Below are 17,915 nucleotides of genomic sequence, written 5' to 3' on the forward strand. Positions count from 1 at the left end.
TTTCGCCCGCATCGGTTTGGGCGGCCGGCGCGCGAGCGCCGGCTGTATTTTTTGGGACGCCGGATACCCGGGTGGAGCGGTCATGAGTTGGGAACGTTATGCACAGGTCGTCGCGGAGGTCTGCGCGGTCGTCGGTCTGCCGGACGTCGATTACGTGCTCGAGACGCGCACGATCGACGTCGAGGGCTTCGACGTGCGCATCGAGTACTTCGACGAGGATCCGGAGTCGATGTACGTGAACTTCCATTACGGGATCGTCAGCGCGGGCCGCACGCTCGCGGTGTACCGGCTGCTGCTCGAGGCGAACCTGCTGATCTACGCGCAGGACCAGGCGCAGCTCGGGATCGACGCGGACTCGGGCAGCATCGTGCTGCTGATGCGGCTGCCGCTCACGCCCGACGTGACGGGCGAGACGCTCGCCGATCTGTTCGCGCACTACGCGGAGCACGGCCGCTACTGGCGGCAGAACATCATCGAATCGGGCGACGAGATGTTCACCGGGATCGCGTCCGGCGAATATTTCTGGCTGAGGGTGTAGCGGCGCGCAACGGGCGGGCCCGACGGGCGAGCCAATCGTAACGGAACGTCACAAACTGCTGCGCGGATCCGGCGCGAACGAGACGATAGCGGCACGCATCCACGCGCTGCGCCCCGCGACGAGCGGCGGCGCGACGCGCGGATCGAGCCCGAACCCTTCGTATTCGAACCCGCTTGCCGAGAGGATCCGCGATGTTTTCGACACTCTATTTTGCCGCCGCCGCCACGCTCGCCAACCCGTCGTCGACCGACGCCTACGCCGCGCGCGTGCTCGACGGCCGCTTCGCCGAAGCGGCCGCGCTCGTCGCCGCGCGCTGCGACGCCGAGCCGGGCGACCCGGCCGCCGACGTGCGCGACGTCCACGCGTATGCCGACATTCAGCTCGTGCTCGGCCGCTTCGAGGAAGCCGAGGAGACGTTCCGCCGCGCGCAGAAGCTGCTGCGCGAATCGCGCGACCAGACGCGCGTGATGACCTGCCGCAACGCAAGCTGGCAGGCGTTCTTCCAGAACCGTTTCGGCGTCGCGCAGGCGGGCTTCCGGCGGATTGCCGACGACCGCGCGGCGAGCGCCGGGCAGAAGCTCGAGAGCCTCGTCGGCGAATGCGTCGTCATGCATCATCTGGGCCGCGCCGAGGACGCGATGGCGGCGCTCGACGTGCTCGACGCGGCCGCCCGCGACGCCGATCCGCGCTGGCTCCAGCTCACGGGCGCGCTGCGCGCGGACTTGCTGCTGCAATACGGGATCGGCCGCGCCGACGCGCTCGGCGACCACGTCTACTGGCGCTCCACGCTGGCCGACCTGCCGCTGTCGGCGTTCGCGGAAGCGGGCGCGCCGGCGGCAGGCGCCGACGCGCTGCCGCTGCTGCGGATGCGCGTCGACTACATGCGGCAGGTGCGTGCGCTCGCGGCCGGCGACCACGCGGCGCTCGCGCGGATCGATGCGCACGTGAGCTGGTGCGCGAAGGCGGGCCTCGTCGACTACCAGCGCAGCGTGCGCCTCGAGGTCGCGCTCGCGGCGCTGGCGGGCCACGCGCCGAATGTCGCCGACACGATGATCGCGCCGTATCGCGACGCGGCCGGACGCTGCGGCTCGCACGTGCGCTGGACACTCGACTATCTGTATTGCGCGGCGAAGGTGCGCGAGCAGCAGGGGCGGATTCGCGAATCGTCGACGCTGTATGCGCGCTATGCGCTCGCGTCGGTGCGGCACGTGCGCTCGGACGGCGCGGCGCTTGCGCCCGCGCTCGCGATCGCGCGCTGCGGCACGCACGCGGCCGCGCCGAGCGACGACGTCAGCGCGCGACTGCCCGGCAAGTACCGGCGCGCGTATCGCTACCTGATGGAGCGGCTCGACCGGCGCGACCTGTCGGTGCGCGAGATCGCCGCGCACATCGACGTGACCGAGCGCGCATTGCAGGCGGCGTTCAAGACCTATCTCGGGCTGTCGCCGAGCGAGCTGATCCGGCGGCAACGGATGGAGCGGATTCGCGGCGAGCTGCTGTCCGACGCGCCGCGCGCGGCGAGCGTGCTCGAGATCGCGAGCCGCTGGGGCATCCAGCATCGATCGACGCTCGTCAACGGTTATCGGCGGATGTTCGACGAGGCGCCGTCGCAGACGTTCGAGCGTTGAGCACGCGGGCGGCGACGCATCGCGCGTCGCCGCACCGCTTCGATATCGGGTGCGCGCGTTACGACGACACCGCCTTCTTGATCAAGTCGAGCAGCTTCATCCGGAAGCTGTTGAGCATCTCGGCCGCCGCGAGCAACTGGTTCTGGAAACCGATGATGCGCTGCATCCCGATCATCTGCTTCGTCTCGTGCTCGATCTGCTGGATGCTCGGCATGCCGGCCGCTGCGAACGTCTGCGCGCCATGCTGCGTGCCATGGGTTCCGTGCGGTGCGTGCGCGACGCCGAGCGGCGCCGGCGGCACATGGGCGGATTGCGTTGCCGGCGGCGCCTCGCTCAGGTCGATGAGATGGCCTTCCTGCGCGTGGGCCGAATGCAGCACGGTCGGTTGCAGAACCGGCTGATGCGCGACCGCCTGCAGTTCGTCGGGCGTCGCTTCGAGCAACGACGGTGGCGTACCGGCCGGCCTGGTCGTCGGCGGCGGATCGCTCAGGTCGATGAGATTGCCTTCGTGCGAAGGCGCCGAATGAAGCACGGTCGGCTGCAGAACCGGGAGATGCGCGACCGCCTGCAATTCGGCAGGCGTCGCTTCGAGCAGCGACGGTTGCGTATCGGCGGGCTTCGGCGGCGAATGGGTTTGGGACGCAATCGAACGGGCAGCCGCCGGTGCTGGCGACGGCTGGCCGGACGACGCGACGCCGTGCTTGCTCGACAAGCGCGCCCGTTGCAGCGGATTACCCGAAGACGTCAGCCCTGCCGGCTTGGCGCGGATGGCGTTGCGCCGCTTGAGCGTGACCGTGGTATTCGCGCCGCCCGCCAGGCCGGCGCGGTCGGCTTGACCCACGTTCGTGGTGGTCGGTGCGGACCGAGAGTCGATTCGAGGCACGATGCGGCTCCTGAAGAATGCGTGTGCCGCATGTCCCGTCGAGCGACGGGCAGGGGCGGCGCACGGCGGCACTGTACGCGGACCCGCGCGCCGCGATCGGCCGCGGCGCGAAGCGATGCACCCGCGCGCGAACGTCGCCGCGGCGGCGCGGCGCGCACGATCGCCGCACGATCGCAATTCGCGCCCGTCGCCGCGTCTTCGCGCGCGTGCGGCGCGCTCGCACGCCGGCCCCGACAATCGACGCATCCTTTCCCTGAACCGGAGCCACCGATGAACGCCATCCGTCCGCCCGAGCTGATCGAAACCGATCGCCTTCACCTGCGCCCGCTCGCCGCCTCCGACGCCCCCGAAGCCTTCGACGCGCTGTTCGGCGATCCGGCGACGACGCTCGACCTGCCGTGGCCCACGCATCGCAGCGTCGACGAGACCCGCGCGTGCATCGGCCGTCTTGCCGACGGTTGGCGCAGCGGCGCGTTCTTCAGTTGGGGATTGTTCGAGAAGCGCGACGGCCGCTTGATCGGCACGCTGGAGCTGCACGGCCGTTTGCCGCGCATGGAGATCGGGCTCGTGACGAGCTTCGCGCCGGGGCGGGTGCGCACGCGTGCGTGGTCGGAGATGCTGCGCAGGTTCCTCGGCTGGCTGATCGCGCAGCCGGGCGTGTACCGGGTCGAGGCGTTCTGCTCGGTGACGGGCCGCGCCGCGCCGTTCATGCCGAAGCTCGGCTTCGTTCGCGAGGGCGTCGTGCGGAACTACGAGGCGCGGCCGAATCGGGGAATGAGCGCGGGCGACAGCTACCTGTTCGCGATCACGAAGGCGCCGCAGCCGCTGGGCGAGGTCGTGGCGGCGCATGACGCGCAGGCGCCGGAGAAGCAGGCGGCGTGAACGGGCGGGTGGTGGTTTGAACGGGCACGCTTGAACGGAGCATGACCGGGAACATCCGCGCGCGCGCGTTCGCGCCGTGCGTCGCCGATCTCGAACGATCCTGCCCGTTTCGACGCATCCGCTTCACCCCATTCCGCTCGCATGCACATGCCGCGCCCACTGATATCGGTCGAGCCGCAGCAGTTGCGAGATGCGCGCGGCGACGTCGTCGTCGTCGTGCATGCCGACGGCGTCCGCGCGCTCGTTCACCTTCAGGAACCGGCCGACGAGCACCGTCGACGCCCGATCCCCCGACAGCACCACGGTCTGCGCGTAACGCCGCCAGTCGTCGTCCTGCAGCGCGTACAGGCACCAGCTCTGCAGCGCCGCGCACAGCGGCGTGCCGCGCTGCTGGTCTTCGAGCGTGCGCAGGATGTGCAGCGCGCCGATCCAGTCGCGCCGGCTGATCCGCAGCCGCACGTCGCACAGGTCGACCGCGGCGTTGCGCGGCTGCAAGATGCGCAGCGCGAGCAGCAGTTCGTCGAGGTCCGCGTGCGCGTTCGCGCGCAGCCCGGCCGAGAAGGCCGAGAGCAGCGCGCGCAAGGCGGCCTTGTTGCACGGTTTGATCGCCATGTCGGTGCGGTGCGTCGAGTAGAGATGATCCGTCGACGATGATCGCCGTCACGCGCGCGAGAGCGGGCGGCGTGTGCGAAGCGGCGTCATGCGCGGCGAAGCGGGGCGCGTCGCGCGGCGGCGGCGCGCGCTCCGCGTCCGGTCGTTTCGGCCGCCGCGACGTTGCTTCGCGCGCTTCGCCGCACGCGTGCGCGTGCTGCCTAAGCTTGTCGTCGAACCGCGGGCACACGAAGGCCGCGCGCGTTCCTTTCCCTTTCCCTCAATCGATTCACATTCATAGCGAGACGGTCATGAGCGTTAACGGCATTTCGAACCATGCTCTCAATCCGACGCAGTACCAGTCGTCGAAGCCGACGGGCAGCCGCGATCAGAAGATCGAGGAGCTGCTCCACGAAATCGAGGAGCTGCTGATGCAGGACGATTCGGGCGGCGGCGACGACACGAACGTCGGCGACGATTCGTCCGGCAACACGCCGACGGGCAGCAACACGCCGACGGGCGGCAACACGCCGACGGGCGGCAACACGCCGACGGGCGGCCACACGCCGGCCGGCGGCAACAGCCCGGCGAACCACACGACGACGAGCGGCAAGCCCGGCGAGGACATGCGCGACGTGAAGCTGAACACGAAGGCGGGCGGCGAGGCGCTGCACCTGAAGATGGACTCGCAGGGCAACCTGTACAACGGCAGCGGCAATTCGGTCGGCGTCGTGGACAAGGACGGCACCGTGAAGCTGAACTCGGGCGCGACGAAGGAGCTGATTCGCCTCGAGACGGGGGGCGTCTTCGGCCGGAACGCGAACGTCGGCAAGCAAGGCGCGGGCGGCAACATGGAGTTCACGTCGGACGAAGTGACGGTGAGCGCGGGCGACATCAACCAGAAGGCCGACTTCTGACCGCGCGGGCGACGCGGCGCGGCGGCACTGGACAAGCGCCTTTGAATCGGGTCACACTGCGCGCTCGCGCCGCCGCGTCGCGGCCCGTCCAATCTTTCTCGGACCGCGACGTCCACCGGAGCAGAACTTGAGCGTGCCGCAACGGGCCGATGCCCGGATCTTCGAGGTGATGCAGGCCCGGCAGGCCTGGGGCACGCTTGCGCTCGACCGTGACGGCGGGATCGTCGCGGCCACCGAGCGCGCGCACGCGCTGCTCGGCCGCACGCTGCCGGCCGGGCTGCCGCTCGCCGCCGTGCTCGGCGACGCGGCGCATGCGGCGCTCGCGGATCCCGCCGCGCTGTTCGACACGCTCGAACAAGGATTCGAATTCGAAACCGACGATGCGATCCTGTGGCTCACGCTGCAGCCGGTCGAGCACGATCCGGTGCTCGCGGCGACGGTCACGGTCGCCGACGTCACGCCGCTGCGCCGCGCGCTCGACGAGCGCGTCGCGTCGCTGCGCTTTCTTGCGCACGACCTGCGTTCGCCGCAGAATTCGATTCTCGCGCTGACCCAGCTGCACGACGCCGATCCCGACGCGTTCGCCGCCTGCGGCGGCCTCGAACGGATCGAGCAGCTCGCGCGGCACGCGTTGCTGCTCGGCCAGGACTACCTCGTCGCGTCGGCGGCGGACGATCTCCGGCAGCGCCATTTCGTGCGCTTCGACCTGCGCAAGATGCTGCGCGAGCTCGTGCCGAAGCTCGAGGTGGGCGCCGTCTATCGCGGCGTCGCGTTGCAGCTCTGGCTCGACGACGCCGCGCCGCTGTGGTTGCGCGGCGCGCGCGTGTTCGTCGCCCGCGCGCTGCAGAACCTGATCGACAACGCGGTGCAGGCGTCGCGGCAGGGCGCGCGCGTCGAGATCCGGCTGCACGTGCGCGACGCGCACGCGGAACTGACGATCCGCGACTGGGCGGGCGGCCTGCCCGGTCTCGCGACGGACGCCCGGATGACGGATTTCGCGCCGCTCGCCAAGCGCGGCTCGATGGGCTTCGGCCTTGGGCTGCAACTCGCCGCGCAGGTGGTGGCCGCGCATGCGGGCGCGCTGTACGCCGAATCGAATCGCGGCGTCGGCACGACGTTCGTGATGCGTCTGCCGATGGTCGCGCCTGCGGCCGGCGCGGCGCCGCCGGCCGTGCCGGAAGGCATCGCGCGCTGGCGCGCAAGCGTCGCGCCGGACGGCTGAGCGCGCGCGTTCTCCTTTAATTCGCTTGACGATCCCTGATTTCACGATGTCCGAACCGAACATGCAGCGCACCGTGCAGCAGCCCAAGCAGATCGTCGTCGTCGAGGACGATCCGGTGCAGCGCACGCTGCTCGTCACCTGGCTGAAGGCCGAAGGCTACCGCGTCGAGGCGTTCGACGACGGGCTCGACGCGCGCCGCTTCCTCGGCGACAGCTGGGCCGACCTGCTGCTGCTCGACTGGGACCTGCCCGGGATGACCGGCGAGCGGCTGCTCGCATGGGTGCGCGGCCGCGCCCGCTCGATCGTCCCGGTGATCTTCCAGACCGTGCATTCGGACGAAGAGGACATCGTGAAGATACTCGACGCCGGCGCGGACGATTTCCTCGTCAAGCCGCTCGAAAAGCAGACGCTGCTCGCGCGCGTGCGCGCGCTGCTGCGGCGCTTCGCGGCGCTGTCGGTCGACAGCGGGCGCATGCAGCTCGGCGGCTACGTGCTGGCGCGCGCGACGCTGACCGTGTCCGGCGACAGCGCGTCGCACGCGTTCAGCGCGAAGGAATTCGACATTCTCTGGCACCTGGCCGAGCACCCCGGCGCCGTCGTGCAGCGGCAGGACCTGCTGCGGCTCGTGTGGGGCGCGGACGCGTCCGCGCAGACCCGCACGGTCGACATGTACGTGAGCCGGCTGCGCAGCCGGCTGAAGGCGGCGGGCATCGGCTGGACCGTGCATGCGGCATACGCGACCGGCTATCGCCTGAACCTGGGCGCGGACGCGGAACCGGCGGATCGCGCATCGTGACGCCGCGCGCGGCCGCGTCGGCCGCGGCCGTGGCGCTCGCGCTCGCGAGCCAGGCGCCGGCGCTGCACGCGGTGCCGCTCGCGTGGCCGCTCGCGCGCTTCGACTACCGCGTCGGGCCGGTGAGCGCCGCCGGCGCACTGAGTGAGTTGAGCCGCCGCTCGGGCGTCGCCATCGACGTCGACCCACACGCGCCGTGCCGGCTCGACGTGCGCGAAGCACTGCCGCCGCAGCGCTTCGTCGATTGGGTCGCGCGCACCTGCGGGCTCGCGTCGTACTACGACGGCGCGGTGCTGCAGCTCGTCGCGCCCGCTGCGTTCGAGCGCGCGGCGGTGCGGCTCAATTACGCGACGCCCGCCGAGCTGCGCGCGACGCTCGCGCGGCAGCGGATCGTCGACGCGCGCTGGCGGCCCGGCTACGACGACGCGGCGCGGATCGTGCGGGTTGCCGGCCCGCCGCGCTACGTCGCGCTCGTGCTTTCCGCCGCGCGCGTGCTCGACGAGGCCGCGCAGGCGCGGGTGCGGACCGAGACGCGCGCATTCCGGCTGCGCACGCGCACGGCGGCCGATCGTGTCGTGCGCGGCGACGGGGGCGATGCGTCGCTGCCGGGACTGGCGACGCGGCTGCGCCGCCGGCTCGAGCAGGATGGCGTCGCGCCGCGCGCGGCGCCGGGCGTGCGCGAATTCACCGCGTCGCTGCCGATCGTCGACGCGGACGCACGCTCGAACACCGTGCTGATCCGCGACGTGCCCGCACGGCTGGCGCGCGACGCGCGCCTCGTCGCGCAGCTCGATACGCTGCCGGTGTCGCTACGGGTCGACGTGTTCGGCGCGACGCTCGCGCCCGCGCGGCTCGACGCGCTGGGGCTGAGGTGGCGCGACGACGCACCGGCGTCCGGATCATCCGAACCTGCTGGCGCATCCGCCCCGCGCGTCGCGATCGCGCCCGCGCCGGACGGCTGCGCGACAACGCGCGCGCGCGTCGCCGAACTCGCCGCGCACGGTGATGCGTCGATCGACGCCGACGGTTCGACGCTGACGCTCCCCGACGGCAGCGCGGATGTCGGCCGACTGCGGCAGGCGTTCGTCGCGTCGGGCGACGGCGATGCGCGCTCGCTCGACGCGCAGCGCAATGGCTTCGCGATGCGGGTCACGCCGCGCGAGACCGCGCAGGCGGGCCGCTACGCGCTCGACATGCGGATCGTCGAACGCTGGGCGGCGGGTGGATCTTCGTCGCGCGAAACCGTGTCCGGCGTGACGCTCGCGGCGGGGGAATGCGCGGCGCTCGCGCTGCCGCTTGCCGCCGGGCGGGGGAGCAGCGGCTCGTGCTGGTGACGCCGCGCGTGGCGCTCGCCGATCCGGCGCGCTTGCCGCCGGCATCGCCGAACGCCGGCCGGCCCGAAACAGCGAAGCCCGCGACACGGCCGCGCGCGCCGTCACGCGCGCATCCGCCGGCGCCGCCGGACGGCCTCGGCCTCAGGACGCAGACGCGCCTGCTCGGCAATTGATGCAAAGTCGGCTCATTATTAAACGGCGATCGAGCCCGATTTTAGCGCGCGACGGCAAACGCATTTTGAAATTAATGCGGCAAGTCAATTAACGCACGATTTGGCCTGTTTATATTGTTTTTTTCCGGTTTTAGATCGGCGACTAAAAATGCCGGATCGGGTGCGCGCGCGGCTAATGGTTAACTAACGGTTAACAATGGACTGCATCATTTCATTCAACTCGATCCGGTTGTAAGTCGCTCGTAGCGCATCCTTCGGCGTGATCCGGTTGCGGGCCGCGAGCGCGGCGAGATCGTCGTTCAGCGAGCGCGACATGTTGTCCTCGCGGCGCCGCAGGAACTCGTTGACGAGGTGCAGCTTCGTCGGATCCGCGATCAGCTTGGCGACCTGGTTGTTGTTGTTGAACAGCAGCTCGCTCGCGAGCACGAGGCTTTCGCCGTCCGCGCTCGGCACGAGGCTCTGGCAGACGATGCCGATCAGCGATTCGGCGAGCGCGACCGCGTGCCGGTCGCGCTGCTCGACCGGAAAGAACGACAGCAGCTTGTTGAGCGCGCTGACCGCGCTGCCCGTGTGCATCGTCGCGAGCACGAGGTGCCCGGATTCGCCCGCCTGCAGCAGCGTGTCGGCCGTCTGCGCGTCGCGCACCTCGCCGACCATCACGACGTCCGGCTTCTGCCGCAGCGCCTCGCGCAGCCCGTGCGGGAAATTCGGCGTATCGGTCGGCACTTCGCGCTGCGAGATGATCGACTGGCGGCGCTCCAGATAGTATTCGATCGGCTCCTCGATCGTGACGATATGCGTGTTGCGCGTCGCGTTGACGTGCTCGAGCAGCGACGCGATCGTCGTCGTCTTGCCCGAGCCCGTCGGGCCGGTGACGAGGATGATGCCCTTCGTGTTGTCGAGCATCGAGCGCACGTAGACGGGCAGGCCGAGCTCCTCGAGGGGCAGCGGCTTGAGCGGCAGGCGGCGCATCGAGATCACGATCTTGCGGCCGCCGCCCGCGCGATATACGTGGCAGCGCAGCCGGCAGCGCGTGAGGACGAACGGGCGGTCGAGCGTGCCTTGACGCAGCGCGCTCTCCCAGTGCTCGTCGATCGCGTCGAGCAGCGGCCGCATGTCGTCGACGAGCACCGGCTCGTCGCTCGTCTCGACCCAGCCGCGCGGCGTCTTGATCGTGATGGGGCGGTCCTGTTCGATGTGGATGTCGGTGAACATCTGCTTCAGGTCGATCAGGCCGAGGACTTCACCCGCGAGATCGCGCAGCGGGGCGGCGGCGGCATGCTGGTTCATCTTGGCGATTCGAATGATTGAAAAGGGCGGCGCAATGCGCGCGGTGACTGGAAAATTGAATGGTCTATTTAATTTTGCATGCCAACTAGCTTTTGTCAAACTGTTCGGGGTATATTTGCCGCGCAATAATCAATTCAATAATGCGACTGCATGCGTAGACCTATTATGTAAAGCCGAGGTAATCCCGGATTCGGAAAGCCATTTCCGGCCGCGCAGGCGGTCCGAGGCGTCGGATGCGGCCTCCGGGATCGACACTCGGCAAAGCGCGGGGCCAGCGGCGCACAGCAGTCGAGTAACGAGGACATTCATGATGCACGGCGCCACGGTCGCCGCGGCCGCGTTCATCGCGATCGCGCTTTCTGCAACCGACTGCGCGGCGAGCGGCCCGCCCGCCGGCACCGATCCGGCGCCGGCCGGCCCGTTTGCCGAGCGCTTCGATCACGCGCCGCTGACGGCGCAGCGCGGCGACGTCTTTCGCGCGCCGGCGTCGGGGTCGGCCGGGGCCGCGCCGGGCGCGCAGGCGCTGCCCGCGGCGGCGATAGCGACGATGGCGGCCGCCGCCGCGCCGGTCCCGGCCGCATCCAGCTGGGACGTGCGCGCATCCGACGGCACGATTCGCGGCGTGCTGACGCGCTGGGCGCGCACGGCGGGCTGGCAGCTCGTCTGGGATGCGCCGGTCGATTTCAGCATCGACGCGCAGGCGACGCTGCGCGGCTCGTTCGAAGATGCGCTGCAAGCGCTCGTCGCGAGTCTCGGCCGCACGTCGACGCCGATCCAGGCGATTCTCTATCAAGGCAATCACGTGTTGCGCGTCGTCGCGCAAGGAGCGGGCTGATGCGCGTCTTTCTCGTCATTTCGTTACTCGCCGCGCTGTCGGGCGGCTGCACCGGGCTGCGCGGCGGCATCGAGCGGGACACGCAACGCGATTCGAACGAATCCGGCGCGATCTTGAAGCGCGTATCCGACGGAGACAACAGCGTGCACGCGCTCTCGCCCGTCGTCGTGAACGACGGGTTGTGGGTGTCGGCGGGCGCCGTCAAGCTGCAGCACGGCGAGCAGCTGCCGTCGCTGTTCGACGAGCCGGCGTCGTTTGATCGCCCGGTCTCTTCGTTGTCCGAATTCGCGCAGCAGGTCACGCGGCTCGCGCAGGTGCCGACGCAAGTCGCCGCGAGCGCGCAGCAGGCGGCCGCGCGTTCGCAGAACGGCGGCGCGGAGGGCGCCGCGCGCAGCGCGCCCGTGTTCCTCGACGCGGCGGGCGGGCGCTCGGTGCCGCCGCTGCCGCCCGGCATGCCGGGCGGCGCGTCGTCCGGCGGCGGCAAGGCGGGCGGCGGCGGTGCGGGCGCGGACGCCGGCGGCACGTCGTTCGCGCCGGTGCGGATCGTGTATGCGGGCGGCACGCTGCGCGGCCTGCTCGACGCGGCGTGCGCGCGCTTCGGCGTCTTCTGGAAATACGAGCAGGGGACGATCCGCTTCTTCTTCACCGATACCCGCACGTTCCAGGTCAACGCGATTCCCGGCGATTCGTCGCTGAACGCGTCGGTGGTGAGCGGCGCGACGAGCGACGGCACGTCGGGCGGCTCGCAGTCCGGCGGCTCGGGCGGGGGCGGCGGCGCGAACGGCGGGAATTCCGGCACGAGCGGCCTTACCGCGAACAACACGGCGAACACCGCGGTGAATTCGCAGCTGTCGGTGTTCAACGGCCTGCAGAGCGCGATCCAGTCGATGCTGTCGCGCTACGGCAACTCGGTGTCGTCGCCGGCCACCGGCTCGATCTCGGTGACGGATACGCCCGACGTGCTCGAGCGCGTCGCCGAGTTCATGACGCAGCAGAACCGCTCGCTGTCGCGGCAGGTGCTGCTCAACGTGACCGTGCTCAGCGTGTCGCTGAAGGCGGGCGACGCGTACGGGATCGACTGGAGCCTCGTCTACAAGACGATGTCGGCGAGTTTCGGCGTCACCAATCCGTTCACGCCGGTCTCGCTGACGTCACCCGCCGATTTGTCCGCGACCGTGCTCAGCCCGACGAGCCGCTTCAACGGCACGAAGCTGCTGATTCGCGCGCTGTCGCAGCAGGGCACGGTGCGGCGCAAGACGTCGGCGTCGGTCACGACGCTCAACAACCAGCCGGTGCCCGTGCAGGTCGCGACGCAGACGGGCTACCTCGCGTCGGTGTCGACGACCAACACCGCGAACGTCGGTTCGTCGACGGCGCTCACGCCGGGCACCGTGACGACCGGCTTCAACATGACGCTGCTGCCGCACGTGCTCGACGACGGCACCGTGATGCTGCAGTTCTCGACGAATATCTCGTCGCTGATCGAGCTGAAGAACGTGACGAGCAGCGAGGAAAAGGGCGCGACGCGAATCCAGACGCCCAACGTGGACATGCGCAACTTCCTGCAGCGGGTCGCGATGAAGTCGGGCGAGACGCTCGTCATCAGCGGCTACGAAGGCACGAACGATTCGCTCGACGAGCGCGGCGTCGGCACGCCGAAGATGATCGCGCTCGGCGGCGGCTACGAGGCGCAACGCGCGCGCGAGGTGATCGTGATCCTGATCACGCCCGTCACGCAGCGCGGCGGCGCGTGACGGAGCCGGCGATGAGCGCGCAAGTGATTCAAATCGGCCGTCAGCGCTTCATCGGCGGCCTGTTCTGGCAATCGCTGTCGCGGCGCAACGAGCTGCGCGCCGAAGCGGTCGAGCTCGCGAAGAAGCTGAAGTTCGACCTGATGGTGCTGCGGATCGATCGCGGCGTCGCGGCGGCGGGCTATGCGAACACGCGCGACGGCTTCGCGCCCGGGCATCTGTCGCTCGGCGCGATGGTGTCGCGCGCGATCGCGCTCGAAGGCGCGTTCTACAACGGCCGCCGGCAGCCCGCGCCGAACTGGCTCGGCGCGTTCGCGCTGCCGGACGGACGCTGGGCGTACTTCGCGGTGCGCGATCACGCGTTCATGCCGAACGGCGACTGGGTCGGCAGCCGCGAGGAAGCGCTGGACAAGCTGCACACCGATTACGCGTGGGGCGGCTGGAACGTCGTGATCGGCGAGCCGGAGCTCGAGAGGCAGGGCTTCCAGAATTTTCAGCCGAAGCGGCTCGACGATCTGCTGCCGCGCCGCGGCGGCCGGCCGCGCACCGAGCGCTGGTGGGCGCTGCGGCCCGTCGAGCGGCGCCTGTCGGCGCGCACCGCGCTGATCGCCGCGACGGTCGTGTGCGTCGCGGCCGGCAGCGCGCTCGCGTATTGGCATCATCGCGCGAAGGTCGAGGCCGACGAGCGCGAGGCGGCGCTCGAGCGCGTGCGGGCGGAGCTCGCCGCGCGCCAGGTGACAAGCGCGCCCATCGTGCATCCGTGGGCGACGCTGCCCGACGCGGTCGGGTTCGCGCGCGCATGCGCGACGGGCTTCGGCCGGCTCGCGCCGGGCGGCTGGCGGCTCGAGCGCTACGAATGCACGCCGGGCACCGCGCACTTCGCGTGGGCGCGCAACGGCTCGAACGTGCGCTACCTGCTCGCCGTGGAGCCCGGCGCCACGGTCGACACCGACGGCGAGCGCGCGACGCTCGACGTGCCGCTCGCCGCGCCGACGGCGGGCGACACGCCGCTCGTCGACGATTCGGCTGTCAGGACACAACTTCTGTCGCGTCTCCAATGGCTCGACACGGCCGCTAAACTCGACCGGCTGCTTCCCGATCAGGCATCGGGCGCCCCGCTCGCGAATCTCGCGCAGCAGGCGGCCGCCGCGGCCGGGTGGCGCGCGTACCGGCTGAACGCGACCCTCGGCGGCATCGCGCCGCCCGAGTTCGTGCGCGCGATCGACGTGCCGGGGCTGCGCGTGCAGCGCATCGCTTACCAGAACAATCAGTGGACTCTCGAAGGAGTGCTCTATGCGAAATAGTCGCGTTCGATCGGTGTGCTTGCTTGGCCTGGCGCTGCTCGCCGGCGTCGCGCGCGCGGCGGGGCCCGCGTCGCCCGACGACGGCGCCGCGACCGCCGCGCGGCTCACGCAGCTGCAAAGCGAGACGGTGCTGCTGCAGGCGCAGCTGAAGAAGCTCGAGACACAGCAGCAGGTCATCGAGCGTGCTGCGCAGCTCGCGCGTGCGCTCGGCGGCGGCGCGCCGGCTGCCGGGCAATTCACGGTGACGTCGATCGAAGGCGTCGGCAAGCGCATGTTCGCGACGCTGCGGATGAACGGCGGCGCCGAATTCGAGGTACAGCGCGGCGACGCGCTGCCGGACGGCGGGCGCGTCGTCGCGATCGAGCCGCGCGCGGTCGTCGTGTCGAATCGCGGGCGCACGGTCCGGCTGTCGACGGCGTCGCCTTCCTATGCGGTCAATCCGCCGCTGCCGTCCGACGCGGCCGCACCGCTGGCGCCGCTGCCTGCACTGCCGGCGAGCGGATCATGAACCAGGGCGCGCAACGACCCGACCCGGCGTTCGCGCGCGCGACGCCGTCCGCCGGCGCGGACGCCGCGCAGCCGCGCGGCCCGCGCGCCGTCAGCGAAGCGGGCGACTTTGCCGCGAGCGTCGAGGAGCGCAAGTTCGTCTGCCTGTTCGACGACGGGCGCCTGCTGATCGCCGAAGGCCACGAGATGAACCCGTTCGTGCTGTCGTATCGCGCGCGGCTCGACCGGATGGGCCGGCCGTACCGGCTGACGCCCGCGACGCTGATGCAGGTGCGCGAGGCGTACCGGCAGCATGTGGCGGGCGGCGGCGAGCGGCTCGATCACACGGTGATGCAGGTGCTCGCGAAGGAGCTGATCGGCCGCGCGTGCCGCGAGCGCGCGTCGGACATCCATCTGCGCGTGCGCCGCTTCAGCACCGAGGTCTACTTCCGGATCCACAACGAGCTCGTGCGCGTGAACGAGCACACGCGCGAGCACGGCGAGCGGCTGCTCGCGACGCTGTACGGCGCGATGACGACGGTGTCGGACAACAGCTACCGGCCGAACGAGCGGCAGGACGCGAGCATCGGCGACCGCGACAAGCTGCCGGACGACCTGTACGGCGTGCGGATCGCGACGACGCCGACCAACGAAGGCAGCCTGATGGTGCTGCGGCTGCTCTACAACGATGCGGGCGACGCGTCCGATCTCGCGGCGCTCGGCTTCGCGCCCGAGCACGTCGCGGCGTTCCGCACGCTGCGCGCGCAGCCGCACGGGATGAACATCATCAGCGGGCCGACGGGCTCCGGCAAGTCGACGACGCTGCAGCGGATGCTCGCCGCGCAGATCGACGAATCGCGCGGCAGCCTGCACGTGATCACGGTCGAGGACCCGATCGAATATCCGATCGGCGGCGCGGTGCAGACGCCGGTGGCGAACGCGCCGACCGAGGAGGCGCGCGCGCTCGCGTTCGCGGCGGCGATCACGAACGCGATGCGGCTCGACCCGGACACGATCATGATCGGCGAGATCCGCGACCGCGCGTCCGGGCAGACGGCGCTGCGCGCGTCGATGACGGGCCACCAGGTGTGGACGACGGTGCACGCGAACAGCGCGCTCGCGATCGCCGACCGCCTGATCGATCTCGGCCTGCACGCGCGGATGGTCACCGATCACACGGTGGTCTCCGGGCTGATCAGCCAGCGTCTCGTGAAGCTGCTGTGCCCGCATTGCAAGCTGCGGCTCGTCGATCATCCGGACCGCATCGAGCCGGGCCTGTTCGCGCGGCTGCGGCTCGCGCTCGACAGCCGGATGCACGACGTATGCATTTCGGGCGACGGCTGCGCGCACTGCCGCACGGTCGGCACGATCGGCCGCACGGTCGTCGCCGAGGTGATCCTGCCCGATGCGCGGCTGTTCGAGTTCCTGCGCGACGGCGACAAGGCCGGCGCGCTCGAGTACTGGACCCGCACGCTCGGCGGGACGACGCTCGCCGAGCACGCGCTGCGCAAGGTCGCGGCGGGGCTCGTCGATCCGCGCGGCGTCGAGCGCGTCGTCGGCACGCTCGCGCCGGTGTCGGGCGAAGCGCGGCAGCAGCTGTCGCTCGTCGGATTCAGCTATGGCACTTGAGCTGAACCGCCGCTGGGCGAGGCTGTGCCTGACTGCCGACGAGCGGCTGCGCGTCTACCGGAAGATCGCGAAGATGCTCGGCAACGGGCTGCCGCTCCTCAAGGTGCTCGAGGAGCTCGAATGGCGCGCGTCGCGCGAGGGCCGCAAGCCGCGCGAGCCGCTCGCGATCGTGCTGTCCGACTGGCGTCTCGCCGTGCAGAACGGCCGGATGCTGTCCGAGGCGATGGAAGCGTGGGTGCCCGCGACCGAGCAGATGATCGTCGCGGCCGGCGAGCAGGCGGGGCGCATCGAGGATGCGCTCGCGTCGGTGGCCGACATCGTGCAGTCGGGCCGCAAGATCCGCCGCGCGGTGACGGGCGGCGTCGCGTATCCGGTCGGGCTCGTCGTGATGGTGATCGGCTATCTGTACCTGTTCGGCACGCACGTGATCCCGAAATTCGCGCTGATCGCCGATCCGACGCACTGGCACGGCGCCGCGCGCTCGCTGTACTTGATGTCGCTGTTCGTGCAGGGCTGGATGCTCGTCGTCATCGCGTTCCTGGTGGCGGCGCTCGCCGCGCTCGCGTGGTCGCTGCCGCGCTGGCGTGGCCCGCTGCGCATCTACGCGGACCGCGTGCCGCCTTATTCGATCTATCGGCTCGTCACCGGCAGCGGCTTCCTGATCGCGTTCTCGGCGCTGCAGGCATCGGGCGTGACGGTCGAGAAGGCGCTGCTCAAGATCGGCGCGGTTGCCGGGCCGTGGCTGCGCGAGCGGATCGACGACACGCTGGACGGCGTGAAGTCGGGCCTCAACGCCGGCGAGGCGCTGCACAACACCGGCTATCAGTTTCCGTCGCGCGAGATCGTCGAGGATCTGTGCATCTACGCCGAATTCGGCGGCTTCGACGCGGCGCTCAAGATGCTCGCCGACGAGTGGCTCGAAGAGGGCGTCGCGCGGATTGCCGCGCAGATGCGCGTGCTGAACGGCATCGCGGTCGTCGTGCTCGCGATGCTGATCGGCTGGCTCGTGACGGGCTTTTTCGGAATCCAGCAGGAAATCGCCGCGATGACGCGCGCGATGCATTGACGTCGCGCAATTTCAATTCAGGAGAAGACAACATGAAACCACTCGCCAGCCATCCCGCCTATCGACACCAGCCGGCGTTCTGCCGGCGCCACCGCAAGCAGCGCGGCGCGTCGCTGCTCGAAAGCATCGCGTATCTCGGCGTCGCCGCGATCGTGATCGTCGGCGCGATCGCGCTGCTCGGGTCGGCGTTTTCGAGTGCGAATACGAACCGGCTTGCCGAGGAGCTGAATGCGATTCAGACGGGGACCAAGAAGCTTTATATGGGGCAGGTGAACAATTACGGGAGCGAGTCGCTGAATTCGAATCTCGTGGCGGCGAAGGTGTTTCCGGGCACGCTGCCGACCGACAGCAAGGATGCAGTATCGAATGCGTGGGGCGGATCCGTCTCGGTGAAGGGGAGCGGACAGACCTTCACGGTCACGTACACGAAGGTGCCGCGAGACGTCTGCATCAACACGCTGACGGCCGGCGGAAACTGGCAATCGGCGAAGGTCGGCAATACGTCCGAAGTCAAATATCCGGTCTCGCCGACCGAAGCGACGAAGGCATGCACTGACGACGCCACTGTTACCTGGACGTCGAACTGACGCAGT

General features: G+C 70.2%; 17 protein-coding genes and 2 pseudogenes. 15 read left to right on the forward strand and 4 right to left on the reverse strand.

The window, feature by feature from the left end:
• Positions 1-82 precede the first annotated feature (82 nt).
• Positions 83-538, forward strand: coding sequence for a CesT family type III secretion system chaperone (locus tag ACFIMZ_RS21710; RefSeq protein ID WP_431824375.1), 456 nt, complete (start codon positions 83-85; stop codon positions 536-538).
• A gap of 48 nt (positions 539-586) precedes the next feature.
• Here ACFIMZ_RS21710 and ACFIMZ_RS21715 read toward each other — a convergent pair whose 3' ends face one another.
• Positions 587-742, reverse strand: a complete 156-nt coding sequence (locus ACFIMZ_RS21715; RefSeq protein WP_431824376.1) for a hypothetical protein — start codon at positions 740-742, stop codon at positions 587-589.
• Here ACFIMZ_RS21715 and ACFIMZ_RS21720 point away from each other — a divergent pair.
• A complete protein-coding gene (locus ACFIMZ_RS21720; protein WP_431824377.1) occupies positions 730-2,166 on the forward strand; it encodes a helix-turn-helix domain-containing protein in 1,437 nt (478 codons plus the stop codon). The genes ACFIMZ_RS21715 and ACFIMZ_RS21720 overlap by 13 nt on opposite strands.
• Positions 2,167-2,224: 58 nt before the next feature.
• Here ACFIMZ_RS21720 and ACFIMZ_RS21725 read toward each other — a convergent pair whose 3' ends face one another.
• Positions 2,225-3,049: a hypothetical protein gene (locus tag ACFIMZ_RS21725; protein WP_431824378.1), complete on the reverse strand. Its 825-nt coding sequence runs from the start codon at positions 3,047-3,049 to the stop codon at positions 2,225-2,227.
• Between the two features lie 270 nt (positions 3,050-3,319).
• On the opposite strand from ACFIMZ_RS21725, the gene ACFIMZ_RS21730 reads away from it, so the two are divergent.
• Positions 3,320-3,931 (forward strand): GNAT family N-acetyltransferase, encoded by a 612-nt coding sequence (locus ACFIMZ_RS21730; RefSeq protein ID WP_431824379.1) that lies wholly within the window; start codon positions 3,320-3,322, stop codon positions 3,929-3,931.
• A gap of 123 nt (positions 3,932-4,054) precedes the next feature.
• Here the strand turns inward: ACFIMZ_RS21730 and ACFIMZ_RS21735 are convergent, their stop codons facing one another.
• Positions 4,055-4,543, reverse strand: coding sequence for an HrpB1 family type III secretion system apparatus protein (locus tag ACFIMZ_RS21735; RefSeq protein WP_431824380.1), 489 nt, complete (start codon positions 4,541-4,543; stop codon positions 4,055-4,057).
• A gap of 290 nt (positions 4,544-4,833) precedes the next feature.
• Between ACFIMZ_RS21735 and ACFIMZ_RS21740 the strand changes: the two genes are divergently transcribed.
• The 4 genes and pseudogenes from ACFIMZ_RS21740 to ACFIMZ_RS21755 all read left to right on the forward strand — a co-directional run bounded on the left by ACFIMZ_RS21740 (position 4,834) and on the right by ACFIMZ_RS21755 (position 8,961).
• Positions 4,834-5,439: a hypothetical protein gene (locus ACFIMZ_RS21740; protein ID WP_431824381.1), complete on the forward strand. Its 606-nt coding sequence runs from the start codon at positions 4,834-4,836 to the stop codon at positions 5,437-5,439.
• Between the two features lie 133 nt (positions 5,440-5,572).
• Positions 5,573-6,661 (forward strand): sensor histidine kinase, encoded by a 1,089-nt coding sequence (locus tag ACFIMZ_RS21745; protein ID WP_431825333.1) that lies wholly within the window; start codon positions 5,573-5,575, stop codon positions 6,659-6,661.
• A 46-nt stretch (positions 6,662-6,707) separates the two neighbouring features.
• On the forward strand, positions 6,708-7,457 hold the full coding sequence (locus tag ACFIMZ_RS21750; RefSeq protein WP_431824382.1) for a response regulator transcription factor: 750 nt from the start codon (positions 6,708-6,710) through the stop codon (positions 7,455-7,457).
• A pseudogene (locus ACFIMZ_RS21755) lies at positions 7,454-8,961 on the forward strand (secretion protein). The gene ACFIMZ_RS21750 and the pseudogene ACFIMZ_RS21755 overlap by 4 nt, the downstream one beginning before the upstream one ends.
• Before the next feature lie 183 nt (positions 8,962-9,144).
• Here ACFIMZ_RS21755 and ACFIMZ_RS21760 read toward each other — a convergent pair.
• Positions 9,145-10,251, reverse strand: a complete 1,107-nt coding sequence (locus tag ACFIMZ_RS21760; RefSeq protein WP_431824383.1) for a type IV pilus twitching motility protein PilT — start codon at positions 10,249-10,251, stop codon at positions 9,145-9,147.
• A gap of 36 nt (positions 10,252-10,287) precedes the next feature.
• Between ACFIMZ_RS21760 and ACFIMZ_RS21765 the strand changes: the two are divergent.
• The 8 genes and pseudogenes from ACFIMZ_RS21765 to ACFIMZ_RS21800 form a co-directional block, all read left to right on the forward strand.
• Positions 10,288-10,380, forward strand: a pseudogene (locus ACFIMZ_RS21765) (helicase); the annotation flags it as partial.
• A 178-nt stretch (positions 10,381-10,558) separates the two neighbouring features.
• A complete protein-coding gene (locus ACFIMZ_RS21770) occupies positions 10,559-11,086 on the forward strand; it encodes a toxin co-regulated pilus biosynthesis Q family protein (RefSeq protein WP_431824384.1) in 528 nt (175 codons plus the stop codon).
• Positions 11,086-12,840, forward strand: a complete 1,755-nt coding sequence (locus ACFIMZ_RS21775) for a PilN family type IVB pilus formation outer membrane protein (RefSeq protein WP_431824385.1) — start codon at positions 11,086-11,088, stop codon at positions 12,838-12,840. The genes ACFIMZ_RS21770 and ACFIMZ_RS21775 overlap by 1 nt, the downstream gene beginning before the upstream one ends.
• A gap of 11 nt (positions 12,841-12,851) precedes the next feature.
• Positions 12,852-14,141, forward strand: coding sequence for a type 4b pilus protein PilO2 (gene pilO2 / locus ACFIMZ_RS21780; RefSeq protein WP_431824386.1), 1,290 nt, complete (start codon positions 12,852-12,854; stop codon positions 14,139-14,141).
• A gap of 13 nt (positions 14,142-14,154) precedes the next feature.
• Entirely contained in the window at positions 14,155-14,649 is a 495-nt protein-coding gene (gene pilP / locus ACFIMZ_RS21785) for a type IV pilus biogenesis protein PilP (RefSeq protein WP_431825334.1), read from the forward strand.
• The gene (locus ACFIMZ_RS21790; protein WP_431824387.1) at positions 14,646-16,256 is read left to right on the forward strand and encodes a GspE/PulE family protein; all 1,611 of its coding nucleotides are present in this window, start codon (positions 14,646-14,648) and stop codon (positions 16,254-16,256) included. Before pilP ends, ACFIMZ_RS21790 begins: the two co-directional genes overlap by 4 nt.
• Positions 16,246-17,322, forward strand: a complete 1,077-nt coding sequence (locus tag ACFIMZ_RS21795; RefSeq protein WP_431824388.1) for a type II secretion system F family protein — start codon at positions 16,246-16,248, stop codon at positions 17,320-17,322. The genes ACFIMZ_RS21790 and ACFIMZ_RS21795 overlap by 11 nt, the downstream gene beginning before the upstream one ends.
• 32 nt (positions 17,323-17,354) lie before the next feature.
• Positions 17,355-17,909, forward strand: coding sequence for a type 4 pilus major pilin (locus tag ACFIMZ_RS21800; RefSeq protein ID WP_431824389.1), 555 nt, complete (start codon positions 17,355-17,357; stop codon positions 17,907-17,909).
• The last annotated feature ends 6 nt before the right edge of the window (positions 17,910-17,915 follow it).

This window comes from Burkholderia sp. F1, assembly GCF_050813845.1.
In the GTDB taxonomy this organism is placed as follows: Bacteria; Pseudomonadota; Gammaproteobacteria; order Burkholderiales; family Burkholderiaceae; genus Burkholderia; species Burkholderia ubonensis.